The sequence below is a fragment of the Desulfovibrio sp. TomC genome (genome assembly GCF_000801335.2).
Classification (GTDB): domain Bacteria; phylum Desulfobacterota; class Desulfovibrionia; order Desulfovibrionales; family Desulfovibrionaceae; genus Solidesulfovibrio.
Genome location: NZ_JSEH01000003.1, coordinates 279,275 through 295,436, shown reverse-complemented (window position 1 = coordinate 295,436; position 16,162 = coordinate 279,275). Strand labels below are relative to the sequence as shown.

Annotated in this window: 11 protein-coding genes; 5 read left to right on the top strand and 6 right to left on the bottom strand. The window is 66.0% G+C overall.

The annotated features are described in order from the left end of the window. Nucleotides 1-33: 33 nt before the first annotated feature. From NY78_RS04530 to NY78_RS04510, 5 genes are all read right to left on the bottom strand, one after another. Nucleotides 34-3,186 (bottom strand): efflux RND transporter permease subunit, encoded by a 3,153-nt coding sequence (locus NY78_RS04530; protein ID WP_043632217.1) that lies wholly within the window; start codon nucleotides 3,184-3,186, stop codon nucleotides 34-36. Next, complete coding sequence (locus NY78_RS04525; RefSeq protein ID WP_043632214.1) at nucleotides 3,183-6,284, bottom strand: multidrug efflux RND transporter permease subunit; 3,102 nt, start codon at nucleotides 6,282-6,284, stop codon at nucleotides 3,183-3,185. Before NY78_RS04525 ends, NY78_RS04530 begins: the two co-directional genes overlap by 4 nt. Then, entirely contained in the window at nucleotides 6,281-7,477 is a 1,197-nt protein-coding gene (locus tag NY78_RS04520) for an MdtA/MuxA family multidrug efflux RND transporter periplasmic adaptor subunit (protein ID WP_043632211.1), read from the bottom strand. Before NY78_RS04520 ends, NY78_RS04525 begins: the two co-directional genes overlap by 4 nt. Nucleotides 7,478-7,623: 146 nt before the next feature. Then, on the bottom strand, nucleotides 7,624-9,207 hold the full coding sequence (locus tag NY78_RS04515) for a MerR family transcriptional regulator (protein ID WP_043632208.1): 1,584 nt from the start codon (nucleotides 9,205-9,207) through the stop codon (nucleotides 7,624-7,626). A 242-nt stretch (nucleotides 9,208-9,449) separates the two neighbouring features. Then, nucleotides 9,450-9,653, bottom strand: coding sequence for a hypothetical protein (locus NY78_RS04510; RefSeq protein WP_043632205.1), 204 nt, complete (start codon nucleotides 9,651-9,653; stop codon nucleotides 9,450-9,452). 189 nt (nucleotides 9,654-9,842) lie between these two features. Between NY78_RS04510 and NY78_RS04505 the strand changes: the two genes are divergently transcribed. The 5 genes from NY78_RS04505 (at nucleotide 9,843) to NY78_RS04485 (ending at nucleotide 15,702) form a co-directional block, all read left to right on the top strand. Then, nucleotides 9,843-10,463: a hypothetical protein gene (locus NY78_RS04505; protein ID WP_043632199.1), complete on the top strand. Its 621-nt coding sequence runs from the start codon at nucleotides 9,843-9,845 to the stop codon at nucleotides 10,461-10,463. A 125-nt stretch (nucleotides 10,464-10,588) separates the two neighbouring features. Next, on the top strand, nucleotides 10,589-11,116 hold the full coding sequence (locus NY78_RS04500) for a hypothetical protein (RefSeq protein WP_043632198.1): 528 nt from the start codon (nucleotides 10,589-10,591) through the stop codon (nucleotides 11,114-11,116). Nucleotides 11,117-11,327: 211 nt separating this feature from the next. After that, the gene (locus NY78_RS04495) at nucleotides 11,328-12,080 is read left to right on the top strand and encodes an RNA methyltransferase (protein WP_043632197.1); all 753 of its coding nucleotides are present in this window, start codon (nucleotides 11,328-11,330) and stop codon (nucleotides 12,078-12,080) included. 47 nt (nucleotides 12,081-12,127) lie between these two features. After that, complete coding sequence (locus NY78_RS04490) at nucleotides 12,128-14,578, top strand: mechanosensitive ion channel domain-containing protein (protein ID WP_043632192.1); 2,451 nt, start codon at nucleotides 12,128-12,130, stop codon at nucleotides 14,576-14,578. Then, the gene (locus NY78_RS04485) at nucleotides 14,575-15,702 is read left to right on the top strand and encodes a DUF362 domain-containing protein (RefSeq protein WP_043632191.1); all 1,128 of its coding nucleotides are present in this window, start codon (nucleotides 14,575-14,577) and stop codon (nucleotides 15,700-15,702) included. Before NY78_RS04490 ends, NY78_RS04485 begins: the two co-directional genes overlap by 4 nt. A 112-nt stretch (nucleotides 15,703-15,814) precedes the next feature. On the opposite strand, the gene NY78_RS04480 is transcribed toward NY78_RS04485, so the two are convergent. Further along, nucleotides 15,815-16,147 (bottom strand): hypothetical protein, encoded by a 333-nt coding sequence (locus NY78_RS04480; protein WP_043632190.1) that lies wholly within the window; start codon nucleotides 16,145-16,147, stop codon nucleotides 15,815-15,817. Between the last annotated feature and the right edge of the window lie 15 nt (nucleotides 16,148-16,162).

Below are 16,162 nucleotides of genomic sequence, written 5' to 3'. Positions count from 1 at the left end.
GACAGTGGATACCTGGAATCCGTTTGGCCGTGTCTACAACGCCTTGACTGCCGCAGCGTTTCGGCCTCGCTTCCTGGCGGTTACGCGCCAGCGCAGCCGGTCCAAATACAGATAAATCACCGGCGTGGTGAAAAGCGTCATGATCTGGCTGACCACCAGCCCTCCCGCAATGACGATGCCCAAGGGGCGTCGCAGCTCCCAGCCCGATCCATGCCCAAGGGCCAGGGGCAAAGCCCCAAGGAGGGCGGCCAGGGTGGTCATCATGATGGGCCGAAAGCGTTTGAGACAGGCTTCGGTGATGGCCTCCCTGGGACCCATGCCCCGGGTGCGCTCGGCCTCCAGGGCGAAATCCACCATCATGATGCCGTTTTTCTTGACGATGCCAATGAGCAAAATGATGCCGATAACAGCGATGATGGAAAGGTCGAGGCCGAACACCCACAAGGCGGCCACGGCCCCAAGGCCGGCCGAGGGCAGGGTGGACAGGATGGTTATGGGATGGATGGTGCTCTCGTAGAGCACGCCAAGGACGATGTAGACGGCGAGCAGCGCGGCCAGGAGCAGGTAGGGCTGATTTTTGAGCGATTCGCCAAAGGCCTGGGCCGTACCGGCAAAGGTGGTGCGAATCGACGAGGGCAGACCCATTTCGGCCACAGCCGCATCAATAGCGGCCGAGGCCTGGGAGAGCGAGACCTTGGGGGCCAGATTAAAGGAAATGGTGGCGGCCGGAAACTGGCCCTGGTGTGAGACCGAAAGCGGGGTCAGGGCGCTTCGCACCGTGGCCAGGGAGGCCAGGGGGATCTGGCTGCCGTCAGCGGCCGGCACATAGATGTGGCGCAGGCCCTCGGGCGAGGCCCAGATGCGGGCCTCGGCGTCCAGCACCACCCGGTACTGGTTGACCTCGGCATAGGATACCCCGGCCAGACTCTGGCCGAAAGCGTCGTAGAGCACGGCGTCGATGGACGCCATGGAGACGCCCAGGCGGGCGGCGGCGTCACGGTCCACGACCACCGAGGTCATAAGCCCCTTGGCCTGCTGGTCGGCCACCACGTCGGTGAGCAGGGGCACCCCGCGCAGGCGCTCCTCCACCTTGGGAACCCAGGCGAGCAGTTCGGCAAAACCGTCGCCAAGGAGCGTAAACTGGTAAAGCGCCTTGCCCGGCCGGCCACCCAGGCGCAGTTCCTGGGCCGGCATGAGAAAGGCCTGGGCTCCGGGGATGGCGGCGAGCGACTGGCGCAGCCGCGAAAGCGTCACGACCAGGGGTGGCCGCTTCGCCTGGGGCTTGAGTGTCACAAACATCTGCGCCGAGTTGGTGCCGCCGCCGCCAGGCCCGCCGCCGCCGCCGGTAAAGCCGGTGACGGATTCCACATCGGGATCGGCCTTGACGACGGCGACCACGTGTTCAAGCTTGCCGGCCATGGACTGAAACGAACTGTCTGACGAGGCCTGGACAAACCCCATGAGCCGGCCGTTGTCCTGTTCCGGGAAAAAACCCTTGGGAATGGCAATATAGAGCCAGACTGCGCCGGCCAGCGCGCCGGCCGTGACCGTGAGCATGAGCCGGGGATGGGACAGGGCCACGTCCAGGCCGCGGGCATAGCCCCGGGTCAGGGCGGCGAAAAACCGCCGGCCAAGCCCCGGGCCTTTGGCGTCGGTTGCCCCAGACTCCCCAGATGTTCCAGATGTTCCAGATGTTCCAGACGACCGGCCCGGCCGCAGCAGCACGGCACACAGCATCGGCGTGGCGGTCAGGGACAAGGCCAAGGACAGCATGATGGCAATGGACAGCACCGCGGCAAATTCCCGAAACAGCCGGCCCACCATGCCGCCCATGAAAAAGATGGGGATGAAAACCGCCACCAGCGAGATGCTCATGGAGACGACGGTGAAGGCCACCTCCCGGGAGCCGGCAATGGCCGCAGCTCGCGGCGTCTGCCCGGTCTCCATGTGGCGCGAGACGTTTTCCAGCACCACAATGGCGTCGTCCACCACAAAGCCGGTGGCGATGGTCAGGGCCATGAGCGACAGATTGTCGAGCGAGTAATTGAGCAGATACATGACGGCAAAGGTGCCGACCAGCGAGGCCACCGTGGCCACGGCCGGGATCACCGTGGCGGTCAGGGTGCCCAGAAACATCCAGACCACGGCGATGACCAGCAGGCAGGACAGGGCCAGCGTCCACTCCACTTCCGACAACGAGGCCCGGATCGGCGGGCTGCGGTCCATTTCGACCGAAATGTTCACGTCCCCGGGCAGCGAGGCCGTGAGCTGCGGCAACAGCGCCCGGACATTGTCCACGGTCTCGATGATGTTGGCCCCGGGCTGGCGAAAGACGATGATCATGACCGCCGGAGTGCCGCCGACCACGCCGGCCGTGCGCACGTCCTCCACGGAATCGGTGACGGTGGCCACGTCGGACAGACGCACGGCCGCGCCGTTTTTGTACGACAAGATCAGCGGCTGGTATTCCCGGGCCTTGTGCAGCTGGTCGTTGACGTCGATCTCATAGGCGGCCCCGTCCGACTCGATGCGGCCCTTGGGCCGGTTGACCGTGGTCTTGGTAATAAGCCCGCGCACGTTTTCAAGGCTCAGCCCGTTTTGGGCCAGCTTGGCCGGATCCACGCTCACCCGCACGGCCGGCAAGGCCCCGCCGCCCACGAACACCTGGCCCACGCCCTCGACCTGGGCCAGCTTCTGCTGGAGCACGGTTGCGGCCACGTCGTACATGTCGGCCCGGGGCACGGTGGGCGAGGTCAGGGCCAACACCATGACCGGGGCGTCGGCCGGATTCATTTTGCGGTAGGTGGGATTTTGCCGCAGGGTGGACGGCAAAAAGCCCCGGGCCGCGTTGATCGCCGCCTGGACGTCGCGGGATGCGCCGTTGATGTCGCGCGACAGCTCGAATTGCAGGTTGATCTGGGCCGACCCCCGGGAACTCGACGAAGTCATTTCCGTGATCCCGGCGATGCGGGCGAATTGGCGCTCCAGGGGGGCGGCCACCGAGGTGGCCATGGTCTCGGGTTCGGCCCCGGGCAGCTGGGCCTGGACCGAGATGGTGGGGAAATCCACCTGCGGCAGGGCGGCGGCCGGCAAGAGCCGAAAGGCGATGGCCCCGGCCAGCATGAGGGCCAGGGTCAACAGCGCCGTGCCGACCGGGCGACGGATGCAGATTTCAGGCAGATTCATGACTGGGCCGACTCCCCGGCCCCGGGGCCGCGGCCGCGACCGGCCAGGCGTTCAAAGAAGAGATAGATGACCGGCGTGGTATAGAGGGTCAGGACCTGACTGACCACCAGCCCGCCGACAATGGCAATGCCAAGGGGGCGGCGCAGCTCGCTGCCGACCCCCGTGCCAAGGGCCAGGGGCAACGCGCCAAGAAGCGCCGCCATGGTGGTCATCATGATGGGCCGAAACCGCAGCAGGCAGGCTTCGTAAATGGCCTCGCCCGGGGGGAGTCCCCGCTCGCGCTCGGCGCTTAAAGCGAAATCCACCATCATGATGCCGTTTTTCTTCACGATGCCGATCAGCAAAATGATGCCGATAACGGCCATGATGCCCAGGTCCTCGCCGCACAGCCACAAGGCCCCGACCGCCCCGACCCCGGCCGAAGGCAGGGTGGAGAGGATGGTGATCGGGTGAATGAAGCTCTCGTACATGACGCCAAGGACGATATAGACGGTGATCAGGGCGGCCAGGATCAGGAGCGGCTCGTTTTGAAGCGAGTCCATAAAGGCCCGGGCCGCGCCGGTAAAGGCCCCGGCAATGCTGTCCGGCAGGCCGAGCGCGGCCGACACCGTGCGCACCGCCGCCACGGCGTCGCCCAGGGAATGGCCCGGGGCCACGTCAAAGGATACGGTTGCGGCCGGGAACTGGCCCTGGCGGTTTATGACCAGCGGCGCTTCCCCCTGGGTGACCGTGGCCACGGCCGAGAGGGGCACCTGCCCGCCGCCCGTGCCGGTCAGGCGGATGCGCGAAAGCGCCTCGGGTCCCTGGGCCATGGCCGGGGACACGCCAAGGACCACGCGGTACTGGCTCAGTTCCGTAAACATGGTGGAAATCTGGCGCTGGCCAAAGGCGCTGTAGAGCGCGTTGTCCACGTCCTCGGGGGTCAGCCCGTAGCGGGCGGCGGCCACCCGGTCGATGTGCACATTGAGGCGAAGCCCGCCCAGGGCCAGATTGTGGGAGACGTTTCGCATCTCGGGCCGGGCGGCCAGGGCGGACACAAACTGCGGCGTCCATTGGCCAAGCTCCCGGGTGCTCGGGGTCTCCAGCGTGTATTGGTACTGGGCGCGCCCGGCCCTGGCGTCCACGGACAGATCCTGGACCGGCGACAGGGCCGTCGTCAGCCCCGGCAGGCTGCGGACTTTTTCTTCGAGACGCCGGGCCACGCCGGCGGCGTCGGCCGTGCGGGCGGCCTTGGGGACCAGCTCCAGGGCAAGGCGGCCGACGTTGGGGCTGGGGTTGATGCCGTCCACGCCGACATAGGCGGCCACCGACGCCACGGCCGGATCAGCGGCCAGGATCTCGGTCAGCCCGGCCTGGGCTTCGGACACGGCGGCAAAGGAGGCCGAGGTCGGGGCCTCAAAGACGCCGGTCAGGCCCCCGGTATCCTGCACCGGGAAAAAACCTTTGGGCACGACGGCGTACATCCATACCGTGGCCGCGACCGTGGCCACGGCAATGAGCAGGGTCAAGGGCTGATGGCGCAGCACGACGGTCAGGGTCCGGGCGTAAAAACGGGCCAGACCGGTAAAAAAGGCCTGGAAGCCCCGGGCCACGAAGCCGCCCGAGGCCCCGGAGGCCTTGCCCCGGCCAAGCAGCCGGGCGCACAGCATCGGAGTCAGGGTCAGCGACACCACGGCTGAGAGCAAAATGGCCACGCCAAGCGTCACGGCGAATTCCCGAAACAGCCGGCCCACTACGTCGCCCATGAAAAGGAGCGGAATGAGCACCGCCACCAGGGAGACGGTCAACGACAGGATGGTGAAGCCGATCTGGCCGGCCCCGTCCAGGGCGGCCTTGAGGGGCAAAACGCCCTCTTCCACATGGCGGGCCACATTTTCGATCATGACGATGGCGTCGTCCACCACGAAGCCGGTGGCGATGGTCAGGGCCATGAGCGTCAGGTTGTTTAACCCATAGCCGAGCAGATACATGACGCCAAAGGTGCCGACCAGCGACAGGGGCACGGCCGTGGCCGGAATGAGCGTGGCCGGCAGGTCGTGCAAAAACAGGTAGATGACCCCGATCACCAGGACGACGGCCAGGAGCAGTTCGATCTGCACATCGTCGATGGAGGCCCGGATGGTGACGGTGCGGTCGGTCAGGACGGCAAGGTTGACGGCGGCCGGCAGGGCGGCGCGCAGCTGGGGCATGATGGCCTTGACCCGGTCCACCACGTTTATGACGTTGGCCCCGGGCTGGCGCTGGATATTCAAGACGATGGCCGGCTTGCCGTTCACCCAGGCGGCCTGGCGCACGTCCTCCGGACCGGAATGGACGTCGGCCACGTCGGAAAGCCGCACCGGCCGGCCGTCGCGGTAGGAGACGATAAGCGGCTTGTACTCGTCGCTGGAGAGGAGCTGGTCGTTGGTCTCCAGAATCGAGGACTGGCGCGGCCCGTCAAAGCCGCCCTTGGCCTTGTTGACGTTGGCGGCGGCAATGGCCGTGCGCACGTCTTCGAGGCTCACGCCGTAGGCGGCCAGGGCCGTCGGGTTGGCGTCGATGCGCACGGCCGGACGCTGCCCGCCGGCCACGCTGACCAGACCGACGCCGGAGAGCTGGGAAATTTTCTGGGCCAGCCGGGTATCGGCCAGATCCTGAACCACGGTCAGGTCCAGGCTGTCCGAGGTCAGGGCCAGGGACAGGATGGGCGCGTCGGCCGGGTTGACCTTGCTGTAGACCGGGGGCGTGGGCAGATCGTCGGGGAGCAGGCTGTAGGCCGTGTTGATTGCGGCCTGGACCTCCTGCTCGGCCACGTCGAGGCTTAAGCTCAGGGAAAATTGCAGGGTGATGACCGAGGCCCCGGACGAACTGACCGAGGTCATTTCGGCCAGACCCGGCATCTGGCCGAACTGGCGCTCGAGCGGCGCAGTCACGGCCGAGGCCATGACGTCGGGGCTGGCCCCGGGGTAAAAGGTCCGGACCTGGATGGTCGGGTAGTCCACTTGCGGCAGGGCCGAGACCGGCAACTGGAAATAGGCCACAGCTCCGGCCAGGATCACCGCCACCATAATGAGCGTGGTGGCGACCGGCCGCACAATAAACGGGCGCGACAGGTTCATGGTTTGCCGGCAATCCCCGGGCCGGGGTTGCGCACTGCCACCTTGGCGCCGTCGCGAAGCCGATCCGCCCCCTCGACCACCACGATCTCGCCGGCGGCCAGGCCCGCATCCGCCACCACATCCTCGCCAACGGCCAGGCCGACCGTCACCGGCTTGGACCGGGCCACGCCCTCGGCGTCGACCACATAGATCCGCGCCCCCTTGGAGCCGCGCTGCACCGCCGCCGCCGGCGCCAGGACCACGCCCTTGCGCTCTTCCAGGAGCAGCTCGGCATTGACGAACTGGTTGGGGAACAGGGCTTCGTCGGCATTGTCAAAGACCGCCCGCAGCTTGACCGTGCCGGTTGCCGTGTCGATCTGGTTGTCGGCGGTGGTCAGTTTGCCCAGGGCCAGCCGCTTGGACATGGTGCGGTCGTAGGCGGCGACAGAGAGAGTCTCGCCGGCCCGATACCGGGCCAGGACTGCCGGCAGCTGGTCCTCGGGCAGGGTGAAAAGGACGCTTATGGGCGAAACCTGGGTGATGACGCAAATGGTCGTGGACTCGCTCGCCTTGACCATGTTGCCGGCATCGACCTTGCGCAACCCCACCCGGCCGGTGATCGGGGCGGTGATGCGGCTGTATTCGAGCTGCAGTTTGGCGTTGTCGATAAGCCCCTTGTCCGTGCGGATGGCCGCCTCGTACTGGCGCACCAGGGACCCCTGCGTATCCTTGGTCTGGCCGGCCAGCATGTCCTTTTTGGCCAGATTGTTGTAGCGCGCCAGATCCGCCTGGGCGTTTTCCAACAGGGCCGTGTCCTTGGCCAACTGGCCCTGATACTGTTCCAGCTGGGCGGCAAAGGCCCGGGGATCGATCTGGGCCAGCAGCTCGCCCTCTTTGACGAGCTGGCCTTCGGTGAAACGCACGTCCATGAGTTCGCCGTCCACCCGGCTTTTGACCGTGACCGTGCGCAGCGGCGTCACCGTGCCGATGCCGGAAAGCGTCACCCGGGCCACGCCGGTGCGGGCCACGGCCGTGGTCACGGACACCGGCTGGCCAGTCAGGCCCGGAGGGCCGCCCGGGCCGCCGGGTCCCTGGGCCTGGCCGTTTCCGGCCCCCTGCCACCAAAAAGCCCCGGCAGCAATGAGCAGCAGCACACCCAGGGCCAGCCAGCGAAACGGTCCCCTGCGCAGGGGACCGGAAGCAGTCATATGCATTGCAACATCCTTGTCTCTCGTTTCGGCCATCCCGGTCCGGGCCGAAGAAGCCGCCGTTTGGGCCACGTCGTAAGCGACGCGGCAAAGGTTACAGCGAGAACCTTCTCCGGGCCAGCCCGGAGTGCCGTCCTTCAATTTTGTCAGAATTATTCGGCGGCTACCACAGCCCGAACGATCCGGGTCACACCGCTCTTGCGCAGTCCGTCCGCCCGGCCGGCCAGGTACCGGGCATTTAAGGCCGCCGCACTCGGATCGTCCACCCGGCCAAAGCCCAGCTGCTCAAGCGTCGCGGCCAACACGGCCGGGTCAAAGGCCGATTTCCACGGCTCGCCCCTGGCCGCTGCCCGGGCGGCCACGCGCTCCCGGCCCCGGCATTCCCCGGGAGAAAGCAGGGACGGGTCCACGGCGTAGTCGAAAACGATCTGCGTCCCCAGCGGCAAGGCGGCGATCCAGCCCAGGATTTCCCGAATAGTAGCCGCTTCCAGATACATGGTTACCCCAAGCCAGGTAAAAAAGGCCGGGCAGGTGCAGTCAAATCCGGCGGCAGCCAACGCCTCGGCCAGCCGGAACGACTCGAAATCGGTCGGGACAAAGACCACGTTGCCCCCGACTGCCAGACCGGCCTCGGCCAGAAGGCGGCGTTTCCAGTCCTGGGTCGCCGGATGGTCCACCTCGAAAAAGCGGGTCTGTCCGTCCCCCCGTCGCCAGGGGGCGGTGTCCAGTCCGGCCCCAAGACTCACATACTGGGCCACGCCGCCGGCCCTGGCCTCGTTCCAGGCATCCTCGGCCACCCGGCTGCGCAGGACCCCGGACAGGCGAAGGCCGCGCAATTCGCCGCCGTCGAAGCGTCCTGGGTCGGCCCGAAGGGCTGCCTCCCGCTCCGGCCCAATGATGCGAAGGGCCAGGGGATCGTCCAGGACCAGGGGAGCGTCGAGGAGTTGATGGGCCGCCCGCAGCATGGCCATGCCCAGGGCCGTCTGGCGCGGACCCGCCGCATCCCCGGATGTTTCCTCCGGCCGGGAGGCGGCCCGGGCCGCGTCCAAGGCCCCTTCCAGCCAGGCCAGCATGGGTTCGCTCATCCCGACAGCCTGACGCACGCCCGCCTCAGCGCGCACCAGTTGGCGCAGCTTGCCAAGGAGAGCCGGGTCATCGCCGGCAACCGTCCGGGCCAGGGCAACGACCCGGCGGGCAAGGGCCAGCCCTTCCCCGCTTCCCGGGGCCACCTGCCCGGCCATGGCCGCGGCAACGGCGGCGGCAATCCCGGCCCAGGCCGTGCGCCGCTCCCGGCCCGGGCTGCGCTGGCGGCGCAGCCGGGCCAGTTCGTCTTCGGTGAAATACCGACTCCAGACATGCATGAGCGCCAGGGTGTCCAGCCAGTCGCCCAAGGCCGTCTCCTTGTTGTGAAGCAGCCGGTCGCGAAGCCGCGACAACTTTTCGCCAAGGGCCGCGGCCTTGTCCGCCTGTTCCTTGAGCACTGCCATCTGCCGGGCCAGAATGTCGGGCAACGTCGCCCCGTCTTCATCGAGCAGCCGCCGGATCTCGGCCAGGGAGCAGCCGAACTGTTTGAGCGCCAGGACGGCGTGCAGCCGCATGGCCTCGGCCTGCCCATACACCCTGTCTCCGCCCTCGGTCCGCGTCGTCGGGCGAAGCAGCCCCAAGGCGTCATAATGGCGCAGCGTCCTGACCGTCACCCCGGCGCGCCGGGCCAATTCACCGATACGAAGCACCATGGCCGCCCTCCTTTTCCCCAGGGTACACCCTGACGCAACGTCAGATTCAAGGGAAAAGACACCCCTGGACCAACATTTTTGACGCAGCGTCCGACTGTTTTGTCGCCCGCCTGCCCCGACAGCGTATCAAACCGCGGCTTCAAAAAAGGAAACGGCCGGCAGCGCCCGCATCCCGGGGAGCTTCCGGCCGTCTGACGGCGCTGTTGCCAAGGGCGCCTGCGCGCCCGGCGATTGGTTGGGAGCTAGATGCCGCCGCACAGGCGGGCAAAGCTCATGCACTCGAACCGATTGCTAAAGGGGCACGGTTCCTTGGAAAACCACTTGCGCTTGGGGCACCAGTAGGCATTCTTGAAGGGCTCGTTGCACCCGGAGGGCGTCGTGGCCTTGCGGGTGTACGAGCCGAACCGCATCCTGCCATCGTTGTGACTGACGTTCCAGACGGCCATGATCGTCGCCTCCGTTTTTCCCTTCCATTGCATAGGGCGGGCCAAAGCAGAATTTGCCATCTGGTTATAATTCAAACGATTTCTCCTGGCCTCGGTCGCCCCTGGCGCATGGCTCCATTTTGATCTAAAAGCCTGCACGTATCCCAACCCATCGCGCGCCGGAGATTCCGGCGGGCAAAGGAGGACGCCTTGGGACTTTTGGCCGCCAGCGGCGGATTCACCCGATATAGGATTGTTGGCGAGGCGGATAAGCAGATTCTGCGCGAGGCCCCGGAACGGCTCAAAAAATACGCCTTCGTGGACATTGACGGCACCGCCGATGAACGCTCCTTCGGCTGGACCGCGTTTGAAGACTACCTGGACGCCGAGTGGCACAGCGCCCCCCCGGAAAAAGGCCACTACATGGCTTTTTCCCTGCGCTTGGACACCCGGCGCATCTCCCCGGCCGTGTTCAAAAAACACCTGCGTCTGGCCATCGACATCGAAAAACAGCAGCAGATGCAGGGCGAGGGCAAGGCGTTTTTGTCCAAGGACCGTAAAAAAGAAATCGCCGAGCGCGTCAAATTATCGCTCATGTCCCGGTCGCTGCCCATCCCGGCCGTGTTCGAAGTCGTCTGGAACACCATCGACCAAGTCATCTGGCTGTGCTCCACCAACGGCAAGGTGCAGGAACTCTTCGAAGACCTCTTCACCATGACCTTTGAACTCCGCCTGGAGCCGCAGACCCCGGCCTTCCTGGCCGAACGCATCCTCGGCGTCGAACGGTCGCTGGCCATCGAACACCTCGAACCCAGCCAGTTCGGCGGCTGACCAGCAGCGACCTGCCTCGGCTGACGCTGCGCCAGGCCCCTGCCCTGGACCCGCCGGGGGGCGATTCGCCCCCAGCCCCCGTCAGGCGGGGGATCTTGCACCAATTGCCTGCCCGTGGAGAAGATATGGACGTGAACATGGCGGAAGCCAAAAACCCGATACTCGGCCAGGACTTCCTGACCTGGCTCTGGTTTAAAAGCGAAAAAAGCGGCTGGCTGTTCAAGCTGCCCGACGGCGGCGAGGTCAACGTCTACCTGGAACAAAAGATTTCCGTGCGCGGCGGCGTTGGCGATGAAGCCGAAACCGCCACTGTCTCCGGTCCCCACGCCCAGTTCGCCGAGGCCCGCCTGGGCGTCAAAAGCGGCAAACGGGTGGACCGGGCGCTCATCCGCTTCGAGCAGGACGGCGAAACCTGGACCGTCACGGTCAAGGCCGACGACTTTGCCTTAAATGCCCTGCGCCCGCCCAAAACCGAAACCCGCACCGAAGAAGGCGAAGATCCTGACGCCAAGGTGCTGGAAAAAATGTTTCTGATCGAAAAATGCGCCGCCTTCTTCGACGCTCTTTACACCCAGTTCCTGGCCGTACGCCTGAGCCAGGGCTGGACCGGCGAACTCTCCGACTTCGCCGAATGGCTGCAGGAAGGGGTGTAGGGATTAGATCCAAGCAAGAAAAGAGAAGACAAAGGCGAAGATGCCTCCGGCGGCCGGGGGGGATCATCCCCCCCGGACCCCCTGATCGGGGCGGCGGCGTTTGGGCGGCGACAGGGAGAACCCTGCCGCCGCCCAAACGCTCCCGCCCCGAATCCGTTGTTCAGGAGATTTGAGGTCTGTCCCTATTCCCACCCGCACCATAGAAAAAAATATGCTTGAACATCTCACGATCGTCCTTTTTCGGCCCAAGTTCTCGGAGAACGTCGGCGCGGCGGCCCGGGCCTGCGCCAACATGGGCGTGTCGCGCCTGGTACTGGTCGATCCGCCCTATTTCGATATGGAGCGGGCCAGGCCCATGGCCACCAGCAAGGGCGGGCTTCTGCTCGACCGCCTGGAGATCGTCGCCACCCTGGCCGAGGCCGTGGCCGGGGCCAGGGACGTCTACGGCACGACGGCCAGGCTTGGCGGCTGGCGCAAGGGCGTCATCACCCCGGGACAGGCGGCCGGCAGCGTCTGCCGCACCCTGGCCGCCGGCGACGGCGTGGCCCTGGTCTTCGGACCGGAGGATGCCGGGCTGTCCAACCAGGAAACCCAGCTGTGCGGCCGGCTCGTCAACATTGTGACTGCCGACGAGGCCACCTCGCTCAATCTGGCCCAGGCCGTCCTGGTGGTCTGCTACGAGGTGTTCAAGGCCTCCCAGGGGCTGGCCGAGGAAGTGGACGAACCGCTCCCCTCCCGGGCCGCCACCCATGCCGAACGGGAGTCCCTTTTTGCCGCTCTGCGCGAAAGCCTGCTGGCCATCGATTTTTTAAAGGCCGACAACCCGGAGTACTGGATGTTGCCGGTGCGTCGGTTCATCGACCGGGTCGGCCTGCGGCGAAACGAATTCAATCTGCTGATGGGCGTATGCCGCCAGATCAAATGGGCCTTGGGCCAGGGCGCGGCCAAAAAGCGCCAGGACTGACCAGCCGCCCCATGGACACCGGCCGGGCAAGGCCGTATCAGGCGGGGATGACGCCCCGACGCGCCCCCCTTGCCGGCTTGCTGCTGGCCCTGCTCTGGCTGCTGGCCGCTGCCGTGCCGCCCATCGCCGACGACGACGCCTCCTGGACCCTGGTCCTCGACGCCCTGCACAAACAGGACACCATCATCCGAAGCCGGCTTGGGGCCTTCAAGGCCCGCCACGCCGTTGAAAACGTCGAACAAAACATCGAGCTGGAACATCTCCTGCGCGACCGGGCCAGGCTGGCCCTGTGGCAGGCCACGGCCTCCGACCCCTGGGAGATCCGCACGGTCCTGGCCGGCCTGGAACGCATCCGGCTCAATGTCGAGCATCTGTCCCAACGGCCGCAGCAGGCCTGGGCCTCCCTGGAGCAAAACGTCGCCCTGCTCGAATCCTACCGGGACAAGCTCGGCGAAATCTCCCGCCAGCAAGTGCCCGAGCGGTTCCGCGACACCCTGGAGCCCACCCGGCGCTCCGTCCAGGAGTTGGGGGCCGAAGTCGCCGCCCTGCGCGATCAGGTGGCCGAGCAGGCCGCCCCGCTTCGGGAACTGTCGGAGCAGCTCAAGACCGCGACCGATGAGCTCCAAACTGCCCTGGCCCCAGCCTGGAAGACCTACTACAAGGACGTCAATCCGACGATTTTCACCTCGTCGTTCCTGCGTTACACCAGTGAAGACATTGAAGACTGGCTCCTGTGGTCCGGCCTTGGCCTGGAGCTGTTGCGGACTCCGGCCATGGGGGAGCTGCTGCTCGACGGCATCGGCATGGGCTGTCTGGCCGCCGCCCTGCTCGGTGGTCTGGCGCTGCTGACCCGACGCTTCGCGGCCGGCCGGGGCGCGTCAAAGGCCGCGCTGGCGGTGGGGTTCAAGGCTTCAGGCTGCGCCGCCGCCGGCGCTTTTTTCGTCACCCTGGCCCAGTTCGCGCCGTTTTTCCTGTTTACCCAGCTCATATCCATCGGCGAAATTCTCTTTTCCGCCGCCCTGGTCCATCTGTCACGCCTGGGCCGCAACCTGGAACGCGACGCCAAACGGCCGGCCGTGCTGTGGCCAACCTGGCGGATTTTCGCCCTGGGACTGCTGCTCGAATCCGGCCGTTATCCCGACACCCTTGATGGTCCGGTCATGGCCATTATGCTGGGACTGGCCGGCTGGGGCTTCTGGAAACGCTACAAGGCCGTGCCGGTTTCCCAACGTCTGGACCGGTCCATCACCCGTATCCTGGCCTTTGCCCTGCCGCCCCTGGCCGCAACCTCCCTGCTCGGCCTGCCCCAGACAGCCATCCTGTGCGCCTCGGGCCTTTTCTATGTGGCTCTGGCACTGCGTTTTGCCGCCATGACCACCCGCACCCTGGGCCAGATGGAAGTCGACCGCCACCAGGGCCGTCCGCCCATCTTCCTCGGCATCCTGACCGGGGCCGGCTTCCCTTTTTTCTTTTTGACCTTTCTGTTTCTGTTCCTGTGGCTGCTGTCCAACCAGTTCGGCGGCGAAAACGTCTTCCTGGAAATTCTCAACACGGAAACCCGGGTGGAATCCGTGGGCATAAGCCTTAACAAACTCGTGCTGCTGCTGTTTGGCTACTATGCGGCCCGGGCGCTTATTGCCCTGTCGGCGACATTTATCACCGAGTTGTCCCGCCACCGCCAAGCCGTGGAGCGCGGGGCCAAGGCCACGCTCCTCACCATCAACACCTATCTGTGGTGGGGCCTGTACACGATGTTCGCCATGGCCGTGCTGGGCCTGTCCCTGACCAGCGTGGCCGTGGTGGCCGGCGGCCTGTCCGTCGGCATCGGCTTTGGCCTCCAGACCACGGTCAATAATTTCGTCAGCGGCCTGATTCTGCTCTTTGGCCGCTCCGTCCAGGCCGGGGACACCATCCAGCTGGGCGACGGCCAGGGCGTGGTCAAGGAAGTCAATATCCGCAACACGGAAGTGCTCACCAACGAAAACGCCACGGTGTTCGTGCCCAATTCCGAACTGGTCTCCGGCAAAATCACCAACTGGAGCCACACGGACCCAAGCGTGCGCCGCGACATCAGCGTGGGCGTGGCCTATGGCTCGGATACGGCCAAGGTGCGCCAGCTGCTTTTGGCCGCCGCCGCCGAGTGTCCTGCCGTGATGACCACCCCGCCGCCGGCCGTGCTCCACTGGGATTTCGGGGCCAGCACCCTGGATTTCCGGCTGCGCATCTGGCTTGTCGACGTGGCCGGCGCGGTCACGGCCATGTCCTTGGTGCGCGAAGCCATCGACCGGCTCTTTCGCGGGGCCGGCATCGAAATCGCCTATCCCCAGGCCGATCTCCACCTGCGCACGGCCCCGGCCCTGGAAGCGTTGGCCAAGCCCCAGCAGGAGGAGACCGTCCGCCTGCTGACCAGCATCAGCGCCCGCCTCGACGCCCTGGAGAAAACCAACCGCCGGCCGGCCCCGGCCGGCGACGACGCCCCAAAAGGAAGCATTCCATGACCCAGGACACCAACCAGGAACCGGCCAAGGTCTATTTCGCCGATCTGCGGGCCAGAACGGCCAATCGCAACCGTACGGCCAAGATCAAAAAACTCTTCAAAGCCGCCGGCTTTGGCGAGGTTGTGGCCAAGGACGACCTGACCGCCGTCAAGGTCCATTTCGGCGAGCGCGGCTGCGACACCCACATAAGCCCCACCGCTGTCCGGGCGGTCATGGACTGCATCAAGGCCTGCGGCGGCCGGCCCTTTGCCGCCGACACCAACACGCTCTATTCCGGCAGCCGGCACAACGCCGTGGACCATCTCATAACGGCGGTGGAGCACGGCTTTGATTACGCGGTGCTTGGCGCGCCGGTCATTATCGCCGACGGCCTGGACAGCACCAACATCGTAAACGTCCCCATTGCCGGCAAACATTTCCAGACCGTGAAAATCGCCGGCGACATCGTCCGGGCCAATTCCCTGCTGGTCCTGTCCCATTTCAAGGGCCATGAGCTGGCCGGCTTTGGCGGGGCGGTCAAGAACCTGGCCATGGGCTGCGCCCCCCGGGCCGGCAAACAGGACCAGCACTGCGTACGCTTCGAAGTGGACCCCAAAAAGTGCATCGGCTGCGCCGAATGCCTCAGGGTCTGCCCGGTCGGGGCCATCGCCCTGGACGAGAAAAAAGCCGTGATCAGCAAGGACGTCTGCATCGGCTGCGGCGAGTGCCTGACGGTGTGTCCGAAAAAAGCCATGAGCATCGACTGGAAAACCGAGATCGTGCCCTTTATGGAGCGCATGGTGGAATACGCCCTGGGTGCCGTGACCGGCAAAGAAGGCCGGGTCGGGTATATCAATTTCCTGGTCAACGTCACGCCCGACTGCGACTGCGTGCCCTGGTCCGACGCGCCCATTGTGCCGGACATCGGCTTTCTGGCTTCGACCGACCCGGTGGCCCTGGACAAGGCCTGCCTCGATCTGGTCAACGAGCAGGCGGCCTGTCCCGAGTGCAAGCTCGAACACGGCCTGCCGTCTGGCGAGGACAAGTTCACGGCCCTGTGGCAATGGACCCGCGGCGACATGACCTTTGCCCACGGCGCAGCCATTGGCCTGGGGCGGCCGGAGTACGAACTTATCCGGGTCTGACCCCGGCCTGCGGCTGTCTTCGCGCACTAAAACGCCCCACCGGCTGGGCCGGCGGGGCGTTTTAGTGCTGCTGTCCCGGCCAAACAGACGTCTGGCCGGGACAGGCTGGCCGCTATTTCCGGATCATGGTGCTCGACCGGATGCACCCTTCGGTGGCCGAGGCCACCTTGCGCTCCATCTCCTCGGGCATGGAACCGTGGGTCAGGATGTAGTTGACGGTCCGGGAATTGAGCAGGGCCGCCGTCTGCTGGGTGGCGCATTTGCAGATCGCGGCAATCTGGGGCTTGGTGTAGCCTTGTCTGGCGAATTCCCCTTCCTTGGCCAGACACTGGGCATGCATCTTGTCTTGCATGGCCTGACGCATCTGCGGCGTCACCGCAATGTCCCCGGCAGCCCAGGCGAAGCCGGGCAGGCCCAGCACAACCAGTATGACCAGCGTCTTCATGTCCGCTCCTCCCCG

Bases quoted from the DNA above. Each gene is read 5' to 3' on its own strand.
- NY78_RS04530 (WP_043632217.1), bottom strand. From the start codon at position 3,186: ATGAATCTGCCTGAAATCTGCATCCGTCGCCCGGTCGGCACGGCGCTG.
- NY78_RS04525 (WP_043632214.1), bottom strand. From the start codon at position 6,284: ATGAACCTGTCGCGCCCGTTTATTGTGCGGCCGGTCGCCACCACGCTC.
- NY78_RS04520 (WP_043632211.1), bottom strand. From the start codon at position 7,477: ATGCATATGACTGCTTCCGGTCCCCTGCGCAGGGGACCGTTTCGCTGG.
- NY78_RS04515 (WP_043632208.1), bottom strand. From the start codon at position 9,207: ATGGTGCTTCGTATCGGTGAATTGGCCCGGCGCGCCGGGGTGACGGTC.
- NY78_RS04510 (WP_043632205.1), bottom strand. From the start codon at position 9,653: ATGGCCGTCTGGAACGTCAGTCACAACGATGGCAGGATGCGGTTCGGC.
- NY78_RS04500 (WP_043632198.1), top strand. From the start codon at position 10,589: ATGGACGTGAACATGGCGGAAGCCAAAAACCCGATACTCGGCCAGGAC.
- NY78_RS04495 (WP_043632197.1), top strand. From the start codon at position 11,328: ATGCTTGAACATCTCACGATCGTCCTTTTTCGGCCCAAGTTCTCGGAG.
- NY78_RS04490 (WP_043632192.1), top strand. From the start codon at position 12,128: ATGACGCCCCGACGCGCCCCCCTTGCCGGCTTGCTGCTGGCCCTGCTC.
- NY78_RS04485 (WP_043632191.1), top strand. From the start codon at position 14,575: ATGACCCAGGACACCAACCAGGAACCGGCCAAGGTCTATTTCGCCGAT.
- NY78_RS04480 (WP_043632190.1), bottom strand. From the start codon at position 16,147: ATGAAGACGCTGGTCATACTGGTTGTGCTGGGCCTGCCCGGCTTCGCC.